Annotated in this window: 19 protein-coding genes; 17 read left to right on the top strand and 2 right to left on the bottom strand. The window is 67.0% G+C overall.

Annotation, left to right across the window (positions count from 1 at the left end; translation table 11 throughout):
• Positions 1 to 85: 85 nt before the first annotated feature.
• The 6 genes from CFK39_RS04355 to tuf all read left to right on the top strand — a co-directional run bounded on the left by CFK39_RS04355 (position 86) and on the right by tuf (position 10718).
• Positions 86 to 3970, top strand: a complete 3885-nt coding sequence (locus CFK39_RS04355; RefSeq protein WP_089064431.1) for a DNA-directed RNA polymerase subunit beta' — start codon at positions 86 to 88, stop codon at positions 3968 to 3970.
• 450 nt (positions 3971 to 4420) lie between these two features.
• Positions 4421 to 5662, top strand: a complete 1242-nt coding sequence (locus CFK39_RS17145; protein ID WP_089064430.1) for a resuscitation-promoting factor — start codon at positions 4421 to 4423, stop codon at positions 5660 to 5662.
• 655 nt (positions 5663 to 6317) lie between these two features.
• Positions 6318 to 6692: a 30S ribosomal protein S12 gene (rpsL, locus tag CFK39_RS04345; RefSeq protein WP_087484111.1), complete on the top strand. Its 375-nt coding sequence runs from the start codon at positions 6318 to 6320 to the stop codon at positions 6690 to 6692.
• Positions 6692 to 7162, top strand: coding sequence for a 30S ribosomal protein S7 (gene rpsG / locus CFK39_RS04340; protein WP_089064429.1), 471 nt, complete (start codon positions 6692 to 6694; stop codon positions 7160 to 7162). The genes rpsL and rpsG overlap by 1 nt, the downstream gene beginning before the upstream one ends.
• A 91-nt stretch (positions 7163 to 7253) precedes the next feature.
• Positions 7254 to 9401: an elongation factor G gene (gene fusA / locus CFK39_RS04335; protein WP_089064428.1), complete on the top strand. Its 2148-nt coding sequence runs from the start codon at positions 7254 to 7256 to the stop codon at positions 9399 to 9401.
• A gap of 129 nt (positions 9402 to 9530) precedes the next feature.
• Positions 9531 to 10718: an elongation factor Tu gene (gene tuf, locus CFK39_RS04330; RefSeq protein ID WP_089064427.1), complete on the top strand. Its 1188-nt coding sequence runs from the start codon at positions 9531 to 9533 to the stop codon at positions 10716 to 10718.
• 241 nt (positions 10719 to 10959) lie between these two features.
• Here tuf and CFK39_RS04325 read toward each other — a convergent pair whose 3' ends face one another.
• Positions 10960 to 12060: a YflT domain-containing protein gene (locus tag CFK39_RS04325; RefSeq protein ID WP_245822909.1), complete on the bottom strand. Its 1101-nt coding sequence runs from the start codon at positions 12058 to 12060 to the stop codon at positions 10960 to 10962.
• A gap of 14 nt (positions 12061 to 12074) precedes the next feature.
• Positions 12075 to 13166, bottom strand: coding sequence for an IS110 family RNA-guided transposase (locus CFK39_RS04320; protein WP_245822990.1), 1092 nt, complete (start codon positions 13164 to 13166; stop codon positions 12075 to 12077).
• Between the two features lie 508 nt (positions 13167 to 13674).
• Here CFK39_RS04320 and ngcE point away from each other — a divergent pair.
• From ngcE to rpsC, 11 genes are all read left to right on the top strand, one after another.
• A complete protein-coding gene (gene ngcE, locus CFK39_RS04315) occupies positions 13675 to 15141 on the top strand; it encodes an N-acetylglucosamine/diacetylchitobiose ABC transporter substrate-binding protein (protein ID WP_089064426.1) in 1467 nt (488 codons plus the stop codon).
• Between the two features lie 41 nt (positions 15142 to 15182).
• Positions 15183 to 16109, top strand: coding sequence for a carbohydrate ABC transporter permease (locus CFK39_RS04310; protein WP_245822908.1), 927 nt, complete (start codon positions 15183 to 15185; stop codon positions 16107 to 16109).
• Positions 16109 to 17044, top strand: a complete 936-nt coding sequence (locus CFK39_RS04305; RefSeq protein WP_089064424.1) for a carbohydrate ABC transporter permease — start codon at positions 16109 to 16111, stop codon at positions 17042 to 17044. The genes CFK39_RS04310 and CFK39_RS04305 overlap by 1 nt, the downstream gene beginning before the upstream one ends.
• A 371-nt stretch (positions 17045 to 17415) precedes the next feature.
• A complete protein-coding gene (rpsJ, locus tag CFK39_RS04300) occupies positions 17416 to 17724 on the top strand; it encodes a 30S ribosomal protein S10 (protein ID WP_089064423.1) in 309 nt (102 codons plus the stop codon).
• 11 nt (positions 17725 to 17735) lie between these two features.
• Positions 17736 to 18416 carry a 50S ribosomal protein L3 gene (gene rplC / locus CFK39_RS04295; protein ID WP_089064422.1) on the top strand — a complete coding sequence of 227 codons (681 nt, stop codon included), beginning with the start codon at positions 17736 to 17738 and terminating at the stop codon, positions 18414 to 18416.
• A gap of 5 nt (positions 18417 to 18421) precedes the next feature.
• Positions 18422 to 19366, top strand: a complete 945-nt coding sequence (gene rplD, locus CFK39_RS04290; RefSeq protein WP_089064421.1) for a 50S ribosomal protein L4, sunset domain variant — start codon at positions 18422 to 18424, stop codon at positions 19364 to 19366.
• On the top strand, positions 19363 to 19665 hold the full coding sequence (gene rplW, locus CFK39_RS04285; RefSeq protein ID WP_089064420.1) for a 50S ribosomal protein L23: 303 nt from the start codon (positions 19363 to 19365) through the stop codon (positions 19663 to 19665). Before rplD ends, rplW begins: the two co-directional genes overlap by 4 nt.
• A 46-nt stretch (positions 19666 to 19711) precedes the next feature.
• A complete protein-coding gene (rplB, locus tag CFK39_RS04280; RefSeq protein ID WP_089064419.1) occupies positions 19712 to 20548 on the top strand; it encodes a 50S ribosomal protein L2 in 837 nt (278 codons plus the stop codon).
• Positions 20549 to 20566: 18 nt separating this feature from the next.
• A complete protein-coding gene (gene rpsS / locus CFK39_RS04275) occupies positions 20567 to 20848 on the top strand; it encodes a 30S ribosomal protein S19 (RefSeq protein WP_015776373.1) in 282 nt (93 codons plus the stop codon).
• A 53-nt stretch (positions 20849 to 20901) separates the two neighbouring features.
• A complete protein-coding gene (gene rplV, locus CFK39_RS04270; protein WP_089064418.1) occupies positions 20902 to 21255 on the top strand; it encodes a 50S ribosomal protein L22 in 354 nt (117 codons plus the stop codon).
• 10 nt (positions 21256 to 21265) lie between these two features.
• The gene (gene rpsC / locus CFK39_RS04265) at positions 21266 to 22108 is read left to right on the top strand and encodes a 30S ribosomal protein S3 (protein ID WP_089064417.1); all 843 of its coding nucleotides are present in this window, start codon (positions 21266 to 21268) and stop codon (positions 22106 to 22108) included.
• The last annotated feature ends 1 nt before the right edge of the window (position 22109 follow it).

Here is a 22109-nt window from a genome sequence, read left to right as displayed (position 1 = left end):
GAGCAGCCGGCCAGGTCCCTCCCGGCCCCGCCCTCGACCCCCCGTTCCCTCAGACACCAGACTTCCGATCGAGAGAAGGACACCTGTGATCGACGTCAACACCTTCGACGAGCTGCGCATCGGCCTCGCCACTGCCGATGACATCCGCGGCTGGTCCCACGGCGAGGTCAAGAAGCCGGAGACCATCAACTACCGCACCCTGAAGCCCGAGATGGACGGCCTCTTCTGCGAGCGCATCTTCGGCCCTACCCGGGACTGGGAGTGCTACTGCGGCAAGTACAAGCGCGTGCGTTTCAAGGGCATCATCTGCGAGCGCTGCGGCGTGGAGGTCACCAAGTCCTCCGTGCGCCGTGAGCGCATGGGGCACGTGGAGCTCGCCGCTCCCGTCACTCATATCTGGTACTTCAAGGGCGTGCCGAGCCGCCTCGGTTACCTGCTGGACCTCGCGCCGAAGGATCTCGAGAAGATCATCTACTTCGCCGCGTACATGATCACCGCCGTGGACGAGCAGGCTCGCCACGACGACATGCCCGATCTGCAGGCACGCTTCGATCTCGAGGCCAAGGAGCTTGAGAACGAGCGCGACGCCGCGATCAACCAGCGGGCGCTGTCCGCGGAGAAGGACCTCGCCCAGCTCGAGGAGGAGGGCGCCAAGGCCGACGCGAAGCGCAAGGTCCGCGACTCCGGTGAGCGCGAGCAGGCGCAGATCCGCAAGAAGTACGACGCCGAGATCGATCGCATCACCCGCATCTGGGAGCGCTTCAAGACCCTCAAGGTCGCGGACCTCGAGGGCGACGAGCAGCTCTACCGGGCGATGAAGCTGCGCTACGGCACCTACTTCGAGGGCGGCATGGGCGCCGAGGCGCTCCAGCGCCGGCTCCAGGACTTCGACCTTGAGGCCGAGTCCGTGCTGCTGCGCGAGATCATCGCCACCGGCAAGGGACAGAAGAAGGCCCGGGCGCTCAAGCGCCTCAAGGTCGTCTCGGCGTTCCTGACCACCACCAACTCGCCCGTCGGCATGGTGCTGGAGGCCGTCCCGGTGATCCCGCCGGACCTGCGTCCGATGGTGCAGCTGGACGGTGGCCGCTTCGCGACCTCCGACCTCAACGACCTGTACCGTCGCGTGATCAACCGCAACAACCGTCTCAAGCGGCTGCTGGATCTCGGCGCGCCCGAGATCATCGTGAACAACGAGAAGCGCATGCTGCAGGAGTCGGTCGACTCGCTGTTCGACAACGGCCGCCGCGGCCGTCCGGTCACCGGACCGGGCAACCGCCCGCTGAAGTCGCTCTCGGACATGCTCAAGGGCAAGCAGGGACGTTTCCGTCAGAACCTGCTGGGCAAGCGTGTGGACTATTCCGCTCGCTCCGTGATCGTCAACGGCCCGCAGCTGAACCTGCACCAGTGCGGTCTGCCCAAGGGCATGGCGCTGGAGCTGTTCAAGCCCTTCGTCATGAAGCGTCTGGTCGAGCTCAGCCACGCCCAGAACGTCAAGGCCGCCAAGCGGATGGTGGAGCGTGCGCGCCCCGAGGTGTGGGACGTCCTCGAAGAGGTCATCACCGAGCACCCGGTGCTGCTGAACCGTGCGCCCACCCTGCACCGCCTGGGCATCCAGGCCTTTGAGCCGCAGCTGGTGGAGGGCAAGGCCATCCATCTGCACCCGCTCGTCTGCGCCGCGTTCAACGCGGACTTCGACGGCGACCAGATGGCCGTGCACCTGCCGCTGTCCGCGGAGGCGCAGGCCGAGGCCCGCATCCTGATGCTGTCCAGCAACAACATCCTCAAGCCGTCCGACGGCCGACCCGTGACCATGCCCGCACAGGACATGATCATCGGCCTGTACCACCTCACCACGGTCCGCGAGGACTGCGAGGGCGCCGGGCGCCGGTTCGCCTCCGAGGCGGAGGCCATCATGGCCTTCGACCGCGGCGAGCTGCACCTGAACGCCCCGGTGTCGATCCGCTTCACGGACATCGCGCCGCCGAGCGACTGGGAGGCCCCCGAGGGCTGGACCGAGGGCGACCCGATCATCCTGGCCACCACCCTCGGCACCGTCTACTTCAACGAGACGCTGCCCGTGGACTTCCCCTTCGTGCAGGGCCAGGTCGGCAAGAAGCGACTGGGCGGCATCGTCAACGCTCTCGCCGAGCGCTATGACAAGGGCCAGGTCGCGGCCTCGCTGGACGCGCTGAAGTCCTACGGCTTCTCGTGGTCCACCCGCTCGGGCGCGTCCTTCGCGCTGTCCGACGTGGTGACTCCGCCGAACAAGCCGGAGATCATCGCGAAGTACGAGGCCAAGAGCGCCCAGATCCAGGAGAACCGTGACCTGGGCCTGATCTCCGAGCACGAGCGCAACATGGAGCTCATCGACATCTGGACCGAGGCGACCAATGAGGTCGACCAGGCGATGCGTGAGAACTTCGACTCGACCAACACCATCTACCGGATGGTGGACTCGGGTGCGCGAGGCAACTGGATGCAGGTCCGTCAGATCGCCGGTATGCGTGGTCTGGTGAACAACCCCAAGGGCGAGATCATCCCCCGCCCGATCCTCTCCAACTACAAGGAGGGGCTCTCGGTCCTGGAGTACTTCATCGCCTCGCACGGCTCCCGCAAGGGCCTGGCGGACACCGCGCTGAAGACCGCTCAGTCGGGCTACCTGACCCGCCGTCTGGTCGACGTCTCGCAGGACGTCATCGTCCGCGAGGACGACTGCGGCACCACCAAGGGCCTTGTCCTGCCGATCGCTGTCGAGGAGGGCGGAGTGCTGCGCCCCCACGAGCATGCGGAGTCCACGGTGTACGGGCGCGTCCTGGCCACCGCGGCCATCGGGGCCGACGGCTCCGAGGCGGCGCCGGCCGGCACCGAGCTGGGTGACGTGCTCATCGAGCAGCTGGTCGAGGCCGGTGTGCGGGAGGCGAAGATCCGTTCGGTGCTGACCTGCGACTCGGCAGTGGGCACCTGTGCCCAGTGCTACGGCAAGTCGCTCGCGACCGGCCAGCTGGTCGATATCGGCGAGGCCGTCGGCATCGTCGCGGCGCAGTCGATCGGTGAGCCCGGCACCCAGCTGACCATGCGTACCTTCCACTCCGGTGGTGTGGCCAGCGCCGACGGCGACATCACTCACGGTCTGCCCCGTATCCAGGAGCTCTTCGAGGCACGTACCCCGGCCGGCTTCGCGCCGATCTCGGAGTTCGCCGGTCGCGCGGAGATCGAGGAGAACGACAAGCAGCGTCGGATCACGGTCACCCCGGACGACGGCTCGGAGCCGGTGTCGTACACCGTCTCCAAGCGTGTGACCCTGCTGATCGCCGACGGCGACCAGATCGACGTCGGCCAGCAGCTCACCCAGGGCTCGGTCGATCCGAAGCAGGTGCTGCGCATCCTCGGCCCGCGGAAGGTGCAGCAGCACCTGGTGGACGAGGTGCAGAAGGTCTACATCAGCCAGGGTGTGGACATCCACGCCAAGCACATCGAGGTCATCGTGCGCCAGATGCTCCGTCGGGTGACGGTCATCGAGTCCGGCGACACCGGTCTGCTGCCCGGCGACTTCGCCGAGCGGGTCACCTTCGAGCGGGAGAACCGTCGGGTGCTCTCCGAGGGCGGTCAGCCGGCCTCGGGTCGTCCCGAGCTGATGGGCATCACCAAGGCGTCGCTGGCGACCGAGTCGTGGCTCTCGGCGGCCTCCTTCCAGGAGACCACCCGCGTGCTCACCGAGGCCGCCCTGAACCGCAAGAGCGATCAGCTCATGGGGCTCAAGGAGAACGTCATCATCGGCAAGCTCATCCCGGCAGGCACCGGCCTGTCGCGGTTCCGCCACATCGCGGTCGAGCCCACCGAGGAGGCCAAGGCGCAGATGTACCAGGTGCCCGGCTACGACGAGCTGGACTTCTCCGGCTTCGGCCAGACCGGTGCCGTCAACCTCGACGACATCGACTACGCCGACCCGTTCCGCACGGACTTCCGGTGATCTCGCGCTGAGCGCGGGAGCTGCGCCGGCCTGAGGTGGCCGCAGCGACCACACTCCGCGGGGCGGTCCCACTTCGGTGGGGCCGCCCCGCGGCGTTCGCATGGGGGAGCGGCCGTTCCGGGACCCGTCGGGCCGACGGGGCGGAGCGGTCCCGGTGTGCGCCACGTCGCGCCCGGACCCCGCGGAAGCCCCTCACGGGTGACCTGGCCGACGCCGAAGTTCACGGGAGGGTAAAGCCCTCGTGGGCCCTTGCTCAAGGTCTTCCCGTTGCCCTTTCGAAACCGCCCGAACCGGGAAAGCATGGCATCTGGCAGTTCCCACGCAAGCTTTCCTGCTGCGCCCCTGACAGGCGGCGCGCGCGTGCCGGAGCTGCAGGCCCCGCCCCGCGGGGTCCGAAGCTCAGGGAACGACACGCTACGCCGCACGCCCGCGGCAGGAACAGGTGGACCAGTGAAGAAGACCCCGTGGATCATCGGTGCCGCGACCGTGTGCGTCGTCGCCATCGGCGGTGGAGGCACCGCCTTCGCCATGTCGAACGAGGCCCAGATCAACGCGTACGGCGAGCAGTCCTCGGTGCGCACCTTCGCGCAGCCCACGGTGGCGAGCCTGCTCGCGGACCAGGGCATCGAGATCCAGGACACCGACCTGGTGCTGCCGGGCCTGGAGGAGGTCGTCACCGACGGCATGGACATCCAGGTCATCCAGCGCACCCCGATCACGGTGACCGTGGACGGAGTCGACCAGGAGCTGCTCACCACTGGCGACACCGTCTCTGACGTCCTGGAGGACGCCGAGTACAAGGCCGAAGGCGCGGCGATCACCCCCGCTCCCGATACCAGCCTCTCCGCGGCCGACGGCGAGGTCGAGGTCATCACTCGCAAGACCGTCACCTTCGTGGGCCAGTACGGCCAGGACACCTTCGACGTGACCGCACTGACCGTCGGCGACGCGATGGACAAGGTCCTCGGCGACATCGAGGACACCGACACCGCCGACGTCCCGCGTGACACCGTGCTCGAGGACGGCGCCACCTACACGGTCCAGCGGGTCCGCGAGGACGAGCGCACCGAGACCGAGGACATCCCGTTCGAGACGAAGACCGTCAAGGACGACTCCCTGTACGAGGGGACCACCAAGACGACCACGAAGGGCAAGGCCGGTTCGGTCGAGAAGGTCTACGCCGAGACCGTCGTCGACGGTGAGGTCACCGAGTCGGAGCTGGTCTCCGAGGATGTCGTCACCGAGCCCGTCACCGAGGTCGTCGCCAAGGGCACCAAGGAGAAGCCCGCGCCGAAGCCTGAGTCCAAGCCCGAGCCGCGCTCCACCTCCAGCAAGTCCTCGCGCAGCTCCGACCGCGACTCCTCCAGCTCCAACAGCTCCAGCAGCAGCTCGAGCTCCAGCAGCAACTCCAGCTCAAGCGCTCCGGCTGCTCCCTCTGCGGCGTCCGGCTCTGTCTGGGACCGCATCGCGAAGTGCGAGTCCGGCGGGAACTGGTCGATCAGCACCGGCAACGGCTACTACGGCGGCCTGCAGTTCACCCACTCGACCTGGCAGGCCTTCGGCGGTGGCAAGTACGCGAACAATGCCCACCAGGCGAGCCGCTCCGCGCAGATCGAGATCGCCAAGAAGGTCCAGGCCGCCCAGGGCTGGGGCGCTTGGCCGTCCTGCACCTCCCAGCTCGGCATCCGCTGATCCGCGAGCCTGTTCCGGCCGGTCCCCGGCCACCCGCGAGCGCGTCGCCCTTCGGCGGCGCGCTCGTCGCGTGAGGTTGCCCGTCCCGCGATCGTCGCCTGGTCCCCACTGGCGTCCAGCCAGCACACGCCCCGCCGTATCGAGGGCGTGTACTGGAAGACGGCCAGTGGGTGCGCGCCGCGCTCAGCCCAGTGTGGACGCGCCCCGCTCGGCCGAGCCCCGGCATGCCGCGTGGCGGAGGAAGGCGAGGCAGGCCGTGCAGCAAGTGTCCGGCATGTGATCTGCGTCGGAGTACGGGAGAAGCTTTGACCGCATCGTGCGCATCTCAGTAGACTCTAGGTGCGTCCGGAGTGCCCTCTGGTCGTGACCCGGGATTGACCCATGAACCCTTCGGGGTCGCGGGGATGTCCCCCGCGAGGAGCGGATCCTCGCGGCGTGCCCGAATACGAGTCGGGGCCATGCCCGGCCTCCGTCTCGCGGGCACCGATCACGGTCCTCCAGGACGCCCGTCAGGTGCCATCACCTGCCGGGCGGGTCGATCCGCAGAAGTCCCCGGGCCATGGGGGCGGCGTGTCGGGTCGCCGGCCGTGCGAACGGTCGAAGATGTCGATCCTCCGGTGCGAACAGCTCCGGTGGCTGAACAGGAAGAGAAGCTGTGCCCACTATTCAGCAGTTGGTGCGCAAGGGGAGGGACGCACGGTCGTCCTCCTCGAAGACGCCTGCGCTCAAGGGTTCGCCCCAGCGCCGCGGTGTCTGCACGCGCGTCTACACCCAGACCCCCAAGAAGCCGAACTCGGCGCTGCGCAAGATCGCGCGCGTGAAGCTGTCGACCGGCGTCGAGGTCACCGCCTACATCCCCGGCGAGGGCCACAATCTCCAGGAGCACTCGATCGTGCTCGTCCGCGGCGGCCGTGTGAAGGACCTGCCCGGCGTGCGCTACAAGATCGTGCGCGGCGCGCTGGACACCCAGTCCGTCAAGGGCCGCCAGCAGGCCCGTTCCCGCTACGGCGCCAAGAAGGAGAAGAAGTAATGCCTCGTAAGGGCCCCGCTCCCAAGCGCCAGCTCGTCGTCGATCCGGTCTTCGGCTCGCCGATCGTCACGCAGCTCATCAACAAGATCCTCCTGGACGGCAAGAAGACCGTCGCCGAGGGCATCGTCTACGGCGCGCTCGAGGGCGCCCGTGAGAAGAACGGCCAGGACCCGGTCGTCACCCTGAAGAAGGCGCTGGACAACATCCGGCCGTCCCTCGAGGTCCGCTCCCGCCGCGTCGGCGGTGCGACCTACCAGGTCCCGATCGAGGTCAAGCCCGGCCGCTCCACCACGCTGGCGTTGCGCTGGCTGGTCAGCTACTCCCGCGCCCGCCGCGAGAACACCATGACCGAGCGTCTGATGAACGAGATCCTGGACGCCTCCAACGGCCTCGGTGCCGCTGTCAAGCGCCGCGAGGACACCCACAAGATGGCCGAGTCCAACCGGGCCTTCGCTCACTACCGCTGGTGAGTCCATGGTGGGGTCCGTCCGTCCGGGCGGATCCCACCGACTGTCCTTCGGCAGCTCTACCAGCATCCGTTCTCCAGAAAGGCACAAGCCCGTGGCACTCGAAGTGCTCAGCGACCTGAACAAGGTCCGCAATATCGGCATCATGGCTCACATCGATGCTGGCAAGACCACCACGACCGAGCGCATCCTCTTCTACACCGGCGTGAACTACAAGATGGGCGAGACCCACGACGGCGCCGGCACGATGGACTGGATGGACCAGGAGAAGGAGCGCGGCATCACGATCACGTCGGCCGCGACGACCTGCTACTGGCACGACAACCAGATCAACATCATCGACACCCCCGGGCACGTCGACTTCACCGTCGAGGTGGAGCGTTCGCTGCGTGTGCTCGACGGAGCCGTCGCAGTGTTCGACGGCAAGGAGGGCGTGGAGCCCCAGTCCGAGACCGTGTGGCGTCAGGCCGACAAGTACGAGGTCCCGCGCATCTGCTTCGTCAACAAGATGGACAAGCTGGGCGCCGACTTCTTCTTCACCGTCAGCACGATCAAGGACCGCCTCGGCGCGAAGCCGCTGGTCATGCAGGTCCCGATCGGCGCGGAGAATGATTTCCGCGGCGTCGTCGACCTCGTCGAGCTGAAGGCCTACGAGTGGCCCGACACGCTCGAGGAGGACATGCCCGCGATCAACTCCAAGAAGGGTGATCCGGCCCGCGGCCAGTGGCAGCGGGAGATCCCGATCCCGGAGGATCTGCAGGACACGGTCGACGAGTACCGTGCCCAGCTGGTCGAGGACGTCGCCGAGAGCTCCGAGGAGCTCATGGACAAGTACCTCGAAGAGGGCGAGCTCACCACCGATGAGCTCAAGGCCGGCATCCGCGCCATGACCATCAACTCCGAGGCCTACCCGGTCTTCTGCGGCACCGCTTTCAAGAACAAGGGCGTCCAGCCCGTCCTCAACGGTGTCGTCGACTACCTGCCCTCGCCGCTCGACGTCCCGCCGATGATCGGCCACGATGTCAAGGACGAGTCGAAGGAGCTCACCCGCGCGCCCGACTGGGAAGAGCCCTTCTCGGCGCTCGCGTTCAAGGTCGCCGCGCATGCGTTCTTCGGATCGCTGACCTACGTGCGCGTCTACTCCGGCCAGGTGCAGCAGGGTATGCAGATCCTGAATGCCACCACCGGCAAGAAGGAGCGCGTGGGCAAGCTGTTCCAGATGCACTCCAACAAGGAGAATCCGGTGGAGGAGGCCTTCGCAGGCCACATCTACGCGTTCATCGGGCTGAAGGACACCACCACCGGTGACACCCTGTGTGATCCGGCGAACCCGATCCAGCTCGAATCGATGAGCTTCCCGGAGCCGGTCATCTCGGTGGCGATCGAGCCCAAGACGAAGAGCGACCAGGAGAAGCTGGGTGTCGCCATCCAGAAGCTCGCCAAGGAGGACCCGACCTTCCAGGTGCAGCTCGACGAGGAGACCGGCCAGACCGTCATCCGCGGCATGGGTGAGCTCCACCTCGACATCCTCGTTGACCGCATGCGTCGCGAGTTCAACGTCGAGGCCAACATCGGCAAGCCCCAGGTGGCCTACCGCGAGACGATCAAGCGGACGGTGGAGAAGTTCGACTTCACCCACAAGAAGCAGACCGGTGGGTCTGGCCAGTTCGCGAAGGTCCAGCTGACCTTCGGCCCGCTGACCGACGCCGAAGAGGGCGTGTTCTACGAGTTCGAGAACAAGGTCACCGGCGGTCGCATCCCGCGCGAGTACATCCCGAGCGTGGACGCGGGCATCCAGGATGCCCTGCAGGGCGGCATCACGGCCGGCTACCCGGTCGTGAACGTCAAGGCCTCTCTCCTGGACGGCGCGTTCCACGACGTCGACTCCTCGGAGATGGCCTTCAAGATCGCCGGCTCCATGGCGGCCAAGGAGGCCCTGCGCAAGGCGCAGCCGGTCATCCTCGAGCCCCTCATGGACGTCGAGGTCCGCACTCCGGAGGAGTACATGGGAGATGTCATCGGCGACCTGAACTCCAGGCGAGGTCAGGTCCAGTCGATGGAGGACGCGAGCGGGGTCAAGATCGTCCGTGCTCTCGTCCCGCTGTCCGAGATGTTCGGATACGTCGGCGACCTGCGGTCCAAGACCCAGGGTCGTGCGATGTACACGATGCAGTTCGACAGCTACGCGGAGGTCCCCGCCAGCATCGCTGAGGAGATCGTCGCGAAGACCCGGGGCGAGTGAGGAGTCCGGGGGAAGCAGGTAGGCTCCTTCTCCTGCTTCCCCCGCTCCCATCGGAGTTCCGCCTCGACGAGGCGGGGTCCGATCCCGATCCAGAAGTACCACGATAAGAAGTCCTAGGAGGACACCATCATGGCGAAGGCCAAGTTCGAGCGGACCAAGCCGCACGTCAACATCGGCACCATCGGTCACGTCGACCACGGCAAGACCACGCTGAGCGCTGCGATCTCGAAGGTCCTGTACGACAAGTTCCCGGAGCTGAACCAGGCCCGTGACTTCGACACGATCGACAACGCGCCGGAGGAGAAGCAGCGCGGCATCACGATCAACGTCTCGCACATCGAGTACGAGACCGACAAGCGCCACTACGCGCACGTCGACGCCCCCGGGCACGCCGACTACGTGAAGAACATGATCACCGGCGCGGCTCAGATGGACGGCGCGATCCTCGTGGTCGCCGCCACCGACGGCCCGATGGCGCAGACCCGTGAGCACGTGCTGCTCGCCAAGCAGGTCGGCGTTCCCTACCTGCTCGCCGCCCTCAACAAGTCCGACATGGTCGACGACGAGGAGATCCTCGAGCTCGTCGAGATGGAGGTCCGCGAGATGCTGGCCGCCCAGGGCTTCGACGAGGACGCGCCGATCATCCAGGTGTCCGCGCTGAAGGCTCTCGAGGGCGACCCCAAGTGGGTCAAGTCCGTCGAGGACCTCATGGACGCCGTGGACGAGTCCATCCCGGACCCGGTCCGCGATCTCGACCAGGCGTTCCTGATGCCGATCGAGGACGTCTTCACGATCCAGGGTCGTGGCACCGTCGTCACCGGCAAGGTCGACCGCGGCAAGCTGTCGATCAACTCCGAGGTCGAGATCCTCGGCATCCGCAAGCCGCAGAAGACGATCGTCACCGGCATCGAGATGTTCCACAAGCAGATGGACGAGGCATGGGCCGGCGAGAACTGCGGCCTGCTGCTGCGTGGCACCAAGCGTGAGGACGTCGAGCGCGGCCAGGTCGTGGCCAAGCCCGGCACGATCACCCCGCACACCAACTTCGAGGCGCAGGTCTACATCCTGTCCAAGGACGAGGGCGGCCGTCACAATCCGTTCTACTCGAACTACCGTCCGCAGTTCTACTTCCGGACGACCGACGTCACCGGCGTCATCGAGCTGCCCGAGGGCACCGAGATGGTCATGCCCGGCGACAACACCGAGATGACGGTCGAGCTGATCCAGCCGATCGCCATGGAGGAGGGCCTCGGCTTCGCCATCCGTGAGGGTGGCCGCACCGTGGGCTCCGGCCGCGTCACCAAGATCACCAAGTGATCGCAGCGGGGGAGACCCCGCAGCAGTGAGGCGCTCGCACTGCGAGAGCTGAGCAGCAGAAGAAGGCCCCGTACCGGGATGACCGGTGCGGGGCCTTCTCGCGTTGTCCGTGCAGAGTCACCCGGCGGCCGGAATCACCCGGGTCGAGGGTCGGTCCAGGGAGACGGGCTCGAGAGGTCGCCCCAGGGGATCCACCTGGATGCCGGGATGCCAAATGCCCCGCCAACCGGGCGCGCCTCGTTCACGGAGGCGTGTGCAGCTGCGGGGACACGCATCCCCCGGGAGGGGAGCTGGTCTCGTCGTCGGGCGGCGACGAGATCGCTGTCCCGGCAGTTCGGGGCAGCGGCTCAGCGCTCGCGGTCGTCGCCGGGGCGCCGGTCCCGGGATGAGCGCCGATCGGGTGCGGGATCCTCGGCCGGCGGCCTCTGCGAGGGGCGCTCGGACGGCTGCGCAGGATCGGCGGGGTCCGAGGACGGATATGCCGTGCCACCACGAGAGCCGCCCGTTTCAGCGGAGGCTTCGGAGGTGCTGGATGCGCCGACCGACGGCGATCCATGGGGCAGCTGCTCCGCAGCGGGGTCCTCACGCAGCGGCGCCCCCGCAGGCATGCCGAAGCTCGGCCTGCCGCTGCGGGCGGTGGGCCCCCGCTCGGGGCGGGGCTGGTCTGCGCCGGCTGGCCGTAGCTGGGGCGCCCGGGCGGCGGGGTCATGGGAGAGGACGCTCCGGGGCGCGCGGCCGGGGAGCCGAACTGCTGACCACCGCTGTGGGAGGTATGGCCGTAGGGCGCGGTCTGCTGAGAGAACTGCTCAGCGCCGCTCGCGGCCGGGCCGCGCACCGGGACCGGCGCGGCACCGGACTCGGCGAGGATCTGCTGCGCCTGCGCCGCATGCTTGTGCTCGACCAGCAGTTCGTACTGCATCGGGATGGTGGCCGTCATCGAGGTGAAGTCCCGCCTGCCCCCTGTCATCGCGTACCCGATCACCGAGGACACCGTGAAGAACACGATGCCCAGTACCACGGCGGTGAGGACCACGGTGAGGTTGCCCGGGGAGAGCAGGAGCAGCAGCAGGCCGAGGAAGAGCCCCATCCACAGGCCGGAGAGCGCACCCTGGGAGATCACCTTGGGCCAGGTGCGCCGACCGGTGACACGCTCCATGAGCTTCAGATCCGTGCCGACGATCAAGGTGCTCTGCACCGGGAACTGCCGATCCGCGAGGGTGTCGACCACGGACTGCACCTCCTGGTAGGTGCTATAGACGCCGAGGGAGCGGGGATATTCGAGATCGTAGAGGCGTGCCGTCAGCGGAGAGGCGGAACGCGGCGACTGCGGAGGCTGGCTCATGGGTATCTCCTATGTCAAGCGGCTTGCGGTACGCAAGTCGTTGAGGTGGGGTTCAGTGGGATCGGGGTGGTGGCGAGGGCTTCGGCGTGGGCACGGGTGAGAGCGCGCCAGATGCGGCGGGCGATCGCGCTCTTCAAGCAGCGGAGGGCTTCCATCACGGTCTTGCCCTGTTCGCGGAGCCGGTCGTAGTACTCCTTACCGGGTCCTTCGAGACGGACTTGAGTGAGGGCGATGCGGTGGATCGCGCAATTCAACTGACGATTCCCGCCCCTGTTCAGACGGACTCTCCCCTCGGTCTTGCCTGACCAGACCGGGATCGGAGCGCAGCCGGCGAACATCGCGTACTTCCCCTCGTTCGCGAACCGTTCGATCCCGGCGGTCTCGGCGAGGATCTTCGCGGCCGACAGCTCCGCGCAGCCGGGGATCTCCAACAGCACCGGCTCCACCTCCCGGACCATGACACGCAGCCGCGCATCCAGCTCGCTGATCGAGGAGCAGAGCCGTTCGAGGTCGGCCAGGACCATGCCCGCGATCTCCGCGACGATCCCCTCGCTCGCCTCGACCAGCTCCCGCACTCGTTCCTGAGCCGGTCGATGGGTCAGCGCGCGTGGTGCCGGGTCGACTTCGGGGTCGAGCTCGTGCAGGTGCCAGCGCAGGCGGTTGATCACCCGGGTCCGCTCCGCGACCAGGTCCTCACGACGCGCCAGGACCAGCTTGACCTCTCGTGCCTGCTCATCGGTGAACGCGGTCGGCAGATCGTCCTCGCGGGCCATCGCCCGCGCGACGGCGAGAGCATCGATCGGGTCGGACTTCCCGCGAGTGCGCGCTGTGGCGCGTTGGCGTGCCATCAGCTTCGCCGGCACCCTGACCACGGGCTCTCCATGGGCAAGGAGATCGCGTTCGAGCAGACCGGTGAGGTGGCGACAGTCCTCCACCCCCCACTGGCGGTCCTGCTCGATGAAGGACTTCCTGGCCCATCGGTAGGCCTTCTCGTGACCGCTATGAGTCGCGCGGACAGTGATCTGCCCGATCTGCTTGCCCGCCGCGTCGACCGCGACGAAGGTGTGCGAGTTCTTGTGGACGTCAGCGCCGATCAGGACCACCATGGTCACTGCCTCCCTTGAATTCGAGTGGGGGTCGAACGGTCGGGCCGGTCGGCGGACAAACCTCAGTGGGGCAGCTGCACGCTCCTATCAAGTCACGCCGGCCGGTCCTTCCCACCCGGCGACGGCAATACCCATGAAGGCCAGCTCAACGAAGAACGGCAGCCAGCGTAAGAGCCAATCACCGGATGGAAAGGATCCAACCACCGCGACATCCGCGGCACCAGCAAGCCTCACACTGAGGCCACCGTAGAGCAGGAATCGGCGAGCTGGCTGGATCGGCGCAGGGAGTCCGGTGTGAATGGTTGCGCACGCGGCCGGTCGTTCAGGTCCTGGACGGTTCTCGAGGCGGAGATGAGCGGATTTCGCCGAATTGTGCAACTTTTTGGTCACATTGGCGGCGAGGCACGCAGAGACGATCAGGTCGCGAGTACGCTGAGGCGGGCGGCACAAGACCTCTTCGCGCCGGCTCGACAGCAGATTCTCCGCTTCAATGATGAAAGAGGGAGCTATGGACGACTCCAAGGACCCCACCATCCTCGACACCCCGGCTGAGAAGCTCGGTGCGTCACGACGACTGTTCCTGAGCCTCGCCGGCGCCGGTGCGGGAGCTGCGGCGCTGAGCGCCTGCGCCGCCGGCGGTGGCGGCTCGGACGATGAGGACGGCGGTGAGGCCGGGGTCGGGACCGGCGAGGGCGACGTCTCCGACGACAACCCCTTCGGAGTCGCCGGCGATGCCCCGGTGGACGTCGTCATCTTCAACGGCGGCTACGGCGACCAGTACGCGAAGGACGCCGGGGACAAGTACGAGGAGATGTACCCGGACGCCGACGTCAAGGTCTCCTCGACGGTCAACATCCAGCCCGATCTGCAGCCGCGCTTCATCGGCGGCAACCCGCCCGATCTCTTCGACAACTCCGGTGCGCAGTCGATGAACGCCGGCGCTCTGGTCGGGGAGAGCAGCGTCGCCGAGCTCGACCAGCTCGCCGAGGCGCCGTCCATCGACGGAGGCACCATCAAGGATTCCTTGATCCCCGGTTCGTTGGATGCGGGGACTTATTCCGGCAAGGTGTACGCGTTCAACTACGTCTACACCGTCTATGCGGTGTGGCTCTCTCGCAAGCAGTTCGAGGACAAGGGCTGGGCCATGCCTGCCACCTGGGACGACGTGATGACCATTGGTGAGGCCGCGAAAGCCGAGGGCATCGCACTGTTCCCGTGGGGCGGGCAGAACGCGTCGAACTACTACCGGGAGCTCGCACTCTCGATGGCCATCAAGGAGGGCGGCATCGAGGTGCAGAAGAACCTCGACCGGCTCGAGCCCGACGCCTTCGAGCAGGACTCCGTCGTCGCCGCCTACGCGGCGATCGAGGACGCTGTCAAGGCCGGCTACTTCCTCTCCGGCGGGGCCGGGATCAAGCACACCGAGGCCCAGGCCCAGTGGGTGACCGGGAAGGCGGTGATGTACCCCTCGGGCTCGTGGATCGAGAACGAGCAGAAGGGCATCACCCCCGATGATTACGAGATGGTGGGCGTGCCCACGCCCCAGCTGAGCTCGAACGGCGCCATGCCGGCGGAAGCCATCCACGGCACAGCCGGCGAGCCCTTCTTCGTTCCCAGCGACGCTGCGAACGGGGCCGGCGGCCTCGAGTTCCTGCGGATCATGCTCTCCAAGGAGCAGGCGCAGAACTTCTCCGAGATCACCTCGTCCCCGACGGTCCTCAAGGACACCATCCCCGAGGACGCCTTCGGTTCGACGGCTCTCGCCTCGACCAACGAGATGATCACCGCCGCCGGGGAGAACACCTTCCACATCAATCACCGGGATTGGTACGGGCTCGGCCCGGACACGGTCACCCTGTGGACGGAGTTCCTCAGCGGCGGCCTCACCGCCGACCAGGCGCGGGAGCGGGAGCAGGCGATGATCGACGGCGTCCGTGAGGACGACAGCATCGAGAAGTTCGACGTCCCTGACTGATGAGCGCTGCTATCGGAACCACCGTCCCCTCGGGTGCGCCTGTGCGCACCCGAGGGGCGCGTCGCCGCATCACGCCGTCCCGCGTGCTGTTCTTCGCGATCTTCCTCGGACTCCCGCTGCTGCTGTACGCCGTGATCGTCGTCTGGCCGATCGCGCAGGCGATCTTCTATTCGCTGACGAACTGGCGGGGACTCTCGGCCGCGCCCGAGTTCATCGGGCTGGGCAACTACGTCACATTGTTCCAGGACCCCACGTTCCTCAAGGCGCTGACCAACAACCTCATCCTGATGGTCGCACTGCCGACGGTCGTGATCGTGCTCGCGTTCGCGCTGGCGATCCTGGTGACCGTCGGCGGCAGCACGCGCGGTGAGGTCCGCGGTGTGCGCGGTGCGAACTTCTTCCGCATGGTCAGCTTCTTCCCGTATGTCATCCCCGCCGTCGTGGTCGGCATCCTGTTCGCGTTCATCTATTCACCCAATGGGGGATTGCTGAACGGGACTCTGGGCCTGATCGGTCTGGATCCGGGGATCGCCTGGCTGGGGAGCCCCGATTTCGCGCTCATCGCGGTGGGCCTGGCTGTGGTCTGGAACCTGCTGGGCTTCTATATGGTGCTGTTCGTCGCGGCGATCCATGCGGTGCCTGCAGAGATCGTCGAGGCGGCGCGCCTCGACGGCTGCGGTCGTCTGCGGCTGTCCGTGCAGGTGATCCTGCCGATGATCCGGGAGAACGTCTCGACGGCCGCGGTCTACATGGGGATCGTCGCGCTGGACATGTTCGTGTACATCCAGGTGATGACCCCCAACGGCGGCACCGCCAAGAGCACCGAGGTCATCTCCCGGTACCTCTACGAGACGGCCTTCTTCGACTCCCGCTTCGGGCTCGCCTCGGCGATGGGCGTGGTGCTGGCTCTGGTCACGATGCTGATGGCCGTGATCGTGCTGTTCAGCTTCCGACGGAAGGACGTGTGATGGCGACGCAGAGCGCTGACTCCCCGAGCGCGGTCGCTGCGGCGCCTGCGCGGGGCGACGCGAGAACCTCCCGCAGCAGGAAGGGCGGAGCCCATCCCAAGGGGTCCGGCAGCGATCGGACCTTCGGCGTCGTCGCCAATGTGATCCTGAGCATCTGGGCGCTGCTGGTGATCCTGCCGCTGCTGTGGACGTTCTACAGCTCGTTCAAGAATTCGCGGGAGATCCTCATCTCCCCGTTCAGCCTCCCGGAGAAGCTGAACTTCGACAACTTCGTGAACGCGTGGACCGAGGCCGGCATCGGCCGGTTCTTCGGGAACACGCTGATCGTCGTCGGCGGAGCCCTGCTCCTGGTGATGCTGCTGGGCTCTATGTGCGCGTACATCCTGGCGCGGTACACCTTCCCCGGGCGGCGGCTGATCTACTACGGGCTGATCGCGGGCCTCACGTTCCCGCTGTTCCTGGCGGTGGTGCCGCTGTTCTTCGTGCTCGAATCGCTGAGCCTGAGGAATACCTATCTGGGACTCATCCTCGCCTATTCGGGCTTCGCACTGCCGTTCACGGTGTTCTTCCTCTACGCGTTCTTCCGGCAGCTGCCGGAGGAGATCGCCGAGGCCGCCTCTATCGACGGCGCAGGCGACTTCCGCACCTTCTTCCAGGTGATGGTTCCGATGGCCCTTCCGGGCCTCGCGAGCGTGACGATCTTCAACTTCCTGGGCCTGTGGAACCAGTTCCTGCTGCCGGTCGTGCTCAACACCGACCAGAGCAAGTTCGTGCTCGCACAGGGCCTCGCGAACATGCAGGCGCAGCAGGGCTATCAATCCGACTGGGGAGCGATGTTCGCGGCCGTGACCATCACGATTCTGCCGGTACTCATCATCTATGCGTTCTTCCAGCGCCAGCTGCAGGGCGGAGTCGGTCGCAGCTCGGACAAGTGAGGAAGGACCGAACTCCGCGGAGTGCTCTCGACGGGCCCGGGACCCTGGATGTGACAGGGTGCACCCGGGCCCGTCTTGTCGTGGCGGGCCGATTCTGACAGACTGTTCAAGTTGTCTGCGCGGGCCGACATGCCCGGTTCCGTTCTCCGAGGGATTCCTCGGAGAATGATCACCGGAGGAGGCCCGTCCCGAGGATGCGAACCGCGCCCCATGGTGCGGAGTGCGCATCGTCGCAGGGATACGACGCAGACGCAGCCGATTCTCGGCGGTCTCGTGCTGGGCTCATGCGCCCCGCGGAGGCCGACACGCCCGTCCTCGGGTACCGGGAGACGGTTGCATCCATGCCAGACGAGGAAGAGAGACAGGACGCCATGGCGGGACAGAAGATCCGCATCCGGCTCAAGTCGTACGACCACGAGGTGATCGACAGCTCGGCGCGCAAGATCGTCGAGACGGTCACCAGCGCTGGCGCGACTGTCGTGGGCCCGGTGCCGCTGCCGACGGAGAAGAACGTGTTCTGCGTGATCCGTTCGCCGCACAAGTACAAGGACTCCCGTGAGCATTTCGAGATGCGCACGCACAAGCGCCTGATCGACATCGTCGATCCCACGCCGAAGGCCGTGGATTCGCTCATGCGTCTCGACCTGCCGGCGGACGTCAACATCGAGATCAAGCTCTGAGGGTGGTGGATATGAGCAACGAACTGACCGGCCAGAAGGCCGCTCCGGTGTCCGGCGTGCTCGGCACCAAGCTCGGCATGACCCAGGTCTGGGACGAGAATGGAAAGCTCGTCCCCGTGACCGTCGTGCAGACCGGTGCGAACGTCGTCACCCAGATCCGCTCCGTCGAGACCGACGGGTACGACGCGGTGCAGATCGCCTACGGGCAGATCGATCCCCGCAAGGTCTCCCTGCCGCTGAAGGGCCACTTCGAGAAGGCCGGCGTGACCCCGCGCCGTCACCTCGTCGAGCTGCGCACCCTCAACGCTGCGGAGTACTCCCTCGGCCAGGAGATCGACGCTTCGATCTTCGAGGCCGGGCAGAAGGTCGACGTCGTCGGCACCTCCAAGGGCAAGGGCACCGCAGGCGTCATGAAGCGCCACGGGTTCGCCGGTGTCGGCGCCTCGCACGGCCAGCACCGCAACCACCGCAAGCCCGGCTCCATCGGTGGCGCCTCCACCCCCGGTCGCGTGTTCAAGGGTCAGCGCATGGCTGGCCGTATGGGCGGCGACCGCACCAGTGTCCAGAACCTGACCGTTCACGCGGTCGACGTCGAGAAGGGCCTTGTGCTCGTCAAGGGTGCCGTTCCCGGCGCCAAGGGCGGCCTCGTGCTCGTGCGCTCGGCTGTCAAGAGCCCCGCGAAGGAGGCCTGAGCCCGATGGCAGCGAACCTGACTGTCGACGTGCTCGATCCGGCCGGTAAGAAGTCCGGCTCCGTCGAGCTGCCCGCGTCGATCTTCGACGTGCAGACCAATGTGCCCCTGATCCACCAGGTGGTCGTCGCCCAGCAGGCGGCCGGCCGCCAGGGCACCCACAAGACCAAGACCCGCGCCGAGGTGCGTGGCGGCGGCAAGAAGCCTTGGAAGCAGAAGGGCACCGGTCGTGCCCGTCAGGGCTCCCTGCGCGCCCCGCAGTTCGCCGGCGGCGGCGTCGTCCACGGGCCCGTCCCGCGCGACTACAGCCAGCGCACCCCGAAGAAGATGAAGGCCGCCGCCTTGCGCGGAGCCCTCTCGGATCGGGCCCGCAACGGCCGCGTCCACGTCGTGTCCTCGCTCCTGGAGGGCGATGTCGCGTCGACCAAGTCCGTGCGTCAGACCCTGTCCAACGTCTCGGACCGTCGCCACCTGCTGGTGGTCGTGCGTCGCGATGACGATCTGGGCGCGCTCAGCTCGCGCAACCTGCCGACCACCCATGTCCTGTACGCCGATCAGGTGAACACTTACGACGTCATGCTCTCCGACGACGTGGTCTTCACCGCCGGTGCGCTCGAGGACTTCGTGGCTCAGGCGACCCTGGTCCTGCCCACCTCGACCTTCGCCACGGCGAAGGCCGCCGCTGCTCCGGCCGCTCCGGCTGCCGGGCAGGAGGCTCCCTTCGGTGCAGGTTCGGCGGCCCCTCTGGCCGACGGCGCCGCCCCCGAGGGATTCTCGATCAAGGGCAACCAGGACTCGATGAAGTTCCACACCCCGGACTCCCCGTGGTACGGCCGTACCAAGGCCGAGGTCTGGTTCACGAACGAGGAGGCCGCCAAGGCCGCCGGCTTCGTGAACGCAGTCAAGGAGTCCACCGCGGCCGATGATGCCGCCGAGGAGGAGTCGAAGTGACCTCGCTGAACAAGGATCCCCGCGACGTCCTGCTGGCCCCGGTCGTCTCCGAGAAGAGCTACGGGCTGATGGACGAGGGCAAGTACACCTTCCTGGTGGCTGCCGACGCCAACAAGACCGAGATCAAGATCGCCGTCGAGAAGGTCTTCGACGTCAAGGTGAACTCGGTCAACACGATCAACCGTCAGGGCAAGTCGCGCCGCACGCGCTTCGGGACCGGCAAGCGCAAGGACACCAAGCGCGCCATCGTCACCCTGACTGACGGAGCCATCGACATCTTCGGAGGGTCGGTCGCCTGAGGCGGCCGATATCCGAGGAGCCGAAGAGAGTCTGAGGGAAACCCACATGGCAATTCGTAAGAGCAAGCCGACCACGCCCGGTCGTCGCGGCTCGAGTGGCGCCGACTTCGTCGAGGTCACCCGGTCCACGCCGGAGAAGTCGCTGGTCCGTCCGCTGTCCAAGTCCGGCGGTCGCAACAACAACGGTCGTATCACCTCCCGTCACCGGGGCGGTGGCCACAAGCGGGCCTTCCGCGTGATCGACTTCCGTCGTCACGACAAGGACGGCATCAACGCGAAGGTCGCTCACATCGAGTACGACCCCAACCGCACCGCGCGCATCGCGCTGCTGCACTACCTGGACGGCGAGAAGCGCTACATCCTTGCGCCGGCCAAGCTGCGCCAGGGCGACTGGATCGAGAACGGTCCCGACGCGGATATCAAGCCCGGCAACAACCTGCCGCTGCGGAACATCCCGCTGGGCACCGTGGTGCACGCCATCGAGCTGCGCCCCGGTGGCGGCGCCAAGATCGCCCGCAGCGCCGGCGCCTCTGTGCAGCTGGTCGCCAAGGAAGGACCGTATGCGCAGCTGCGCATGCCGTCCGGCGAGATCCGCAACGTGGATGCCCGCTGCCGCGCCACCATCGGTGAGGTCGGCAATGCCGAGCAGTCCAACATCAACTGGGGCAAGGCTGGCCGCATGCGCTGGAAGGGCAAGCGCCCTCACGTGCGTGGCGTCGTCATGAACCCGCACGATCACCCGCACGGTGGCGGCGAGGGCCGCACCTCCGGTGGTCGCCATCCGGTGTCGCCCTGGGGTCAGCCCGAGGGCCGTACCCGTCGGCCGGGCAAGGAGAGCGACAAGCTCATCGTGCGCCGTCGTCGGTCCGGCAAGAAGCGCTGATAGGGAGAATCAGAGACTATGCCTCGCAGTATCGCCAAGGGCCCCTTCGTGGACGACCACCTTCAGAAGAAGGTGGATGTCCAGAACGAGAAGGGCACCAAGAACCTCATTAAGACCTGGTCGCGTCGTTCGGTCATCACCCCGGACTTCCTCGGCCACACCTTCGCAGTGCACGACGGTCGCAAGCACGTCTCGGTGTTCGTCACCGAGTCGATGGTCGGCCACAAGCTCGGCGAGTTCGCTCCCACGCGGACTTTCAAGGGCCACGAGAAGGACGACAGAAAGGGCCGTCGTCGCTGACCTCGAGTCAGCACGGCAGCACGTCCCGACACCCAGAAGAAAGCAGGACAGCAATGGAAGCCAAGGCGCAGGTGCGGTACCTCCGCATGTCGCCCATGAAGGCTCGCCGCGTTGTGGACCTGATTCGTGGCAAGAGCACGGCCGAGGCCCTGGACATTCTGCGGTTCGCCCCGCAGTCCGCCAGTGAGCCCGTCCTCAAGCTCGTCGAGTCCGCGATCGCCAACGCGCGGGTGAAGGCAGATCAGGCAGGGGAGCGCTTCGATGAGCGCGAACTCGCCGTCTCCGCCGCATTCGTCGATGAGGGCCCGACCATGAAGCGGTTCCAGCCGCGTGCACAGGGTCGAGCCTTCCAGATCAAGAAGCGCACCAGCCACGTCACCGTGGTCGTCGCTCCCGTGAACAAGTAAGGAGTCCCGAATGGGCCAGAAGGTCAATCCGAACGGGTTCCGTCTCGGGATCACGACGGAGCACAGCAGCCGGTGGTTCGCCGATTCCTCCAAGGAGGGTCAGCGCTACCGCGACTACGTGAAGGAAGATGTCGCGATCCGCAACCTCATGTCCAAGGGCATGGAGCGGGCCGGTATCTCCAAGGTCGAGATCGAGCGCACCCGTGACCGTGTGCGCGTCGACCTCCACACCGCCCGCCCGGGCATCGTCATCGGGCGTCGTGGCGCGGAGGCCGAGCGCCTGCGCGGCGAGCTCGAGAAGCTCACCGGCAAGCAGATCCAGCTGAACATCCTCGAGGTCAAGAACCCCGAGGCCGACGCTCAGCTGGTCGCACAGGGCATCGCCGAGCAGCTCGCCGCCCGCGTCTCCTTCCGCCGTGCGATGCGCAAGGGCATGCAGTCCGCGCAGCGCGCCGGTGCGAAGGGCATCCGAGTGGCCGTCTCCGGCCGCCTCGGCGGCGCCGAGATGAGCCGTAACGAGTTCTACCGTGAGGGACGCGTGCCGCTGCACACGCTTCGCGCGAACATCGACTACGGCTTCTACGAGGCCCGCACCGCCTTCGGCCGCATCGGCGTGAAGGTGTGGATCTACAAGGGCGACGTCACCGCCAAGGAGCTCGCGGCTCAGCAGGCCGCCTCGCAGGGTCCCCGTTCCGGCGGTCGTGGCCCGCGTGCCGAGCGTCCGCGCGGCCGTCGTAACGAGCGCAACGCCACCGCGCGTCGTGGGGACAACGCCGAGCAGTCCGCTGCTCCGGCCGCGGCCCCCGCCGAGCAGGCGGCGGCTCCCGCACAGCAGCCCGGAACGGAGGCCTGAG

It is taken from the genome of Brachybacterium avium (assembly GCF_002216795.1).
GTDB lineage: Bacteria > Actinomycetota > Actinomycetes > Actinomycetales > Dermabacteraceae > Brachybacterium > Brachybacterium avium.
This window is presented reverse-complemented; position numbering and strand designations above follow the sequence as displayed.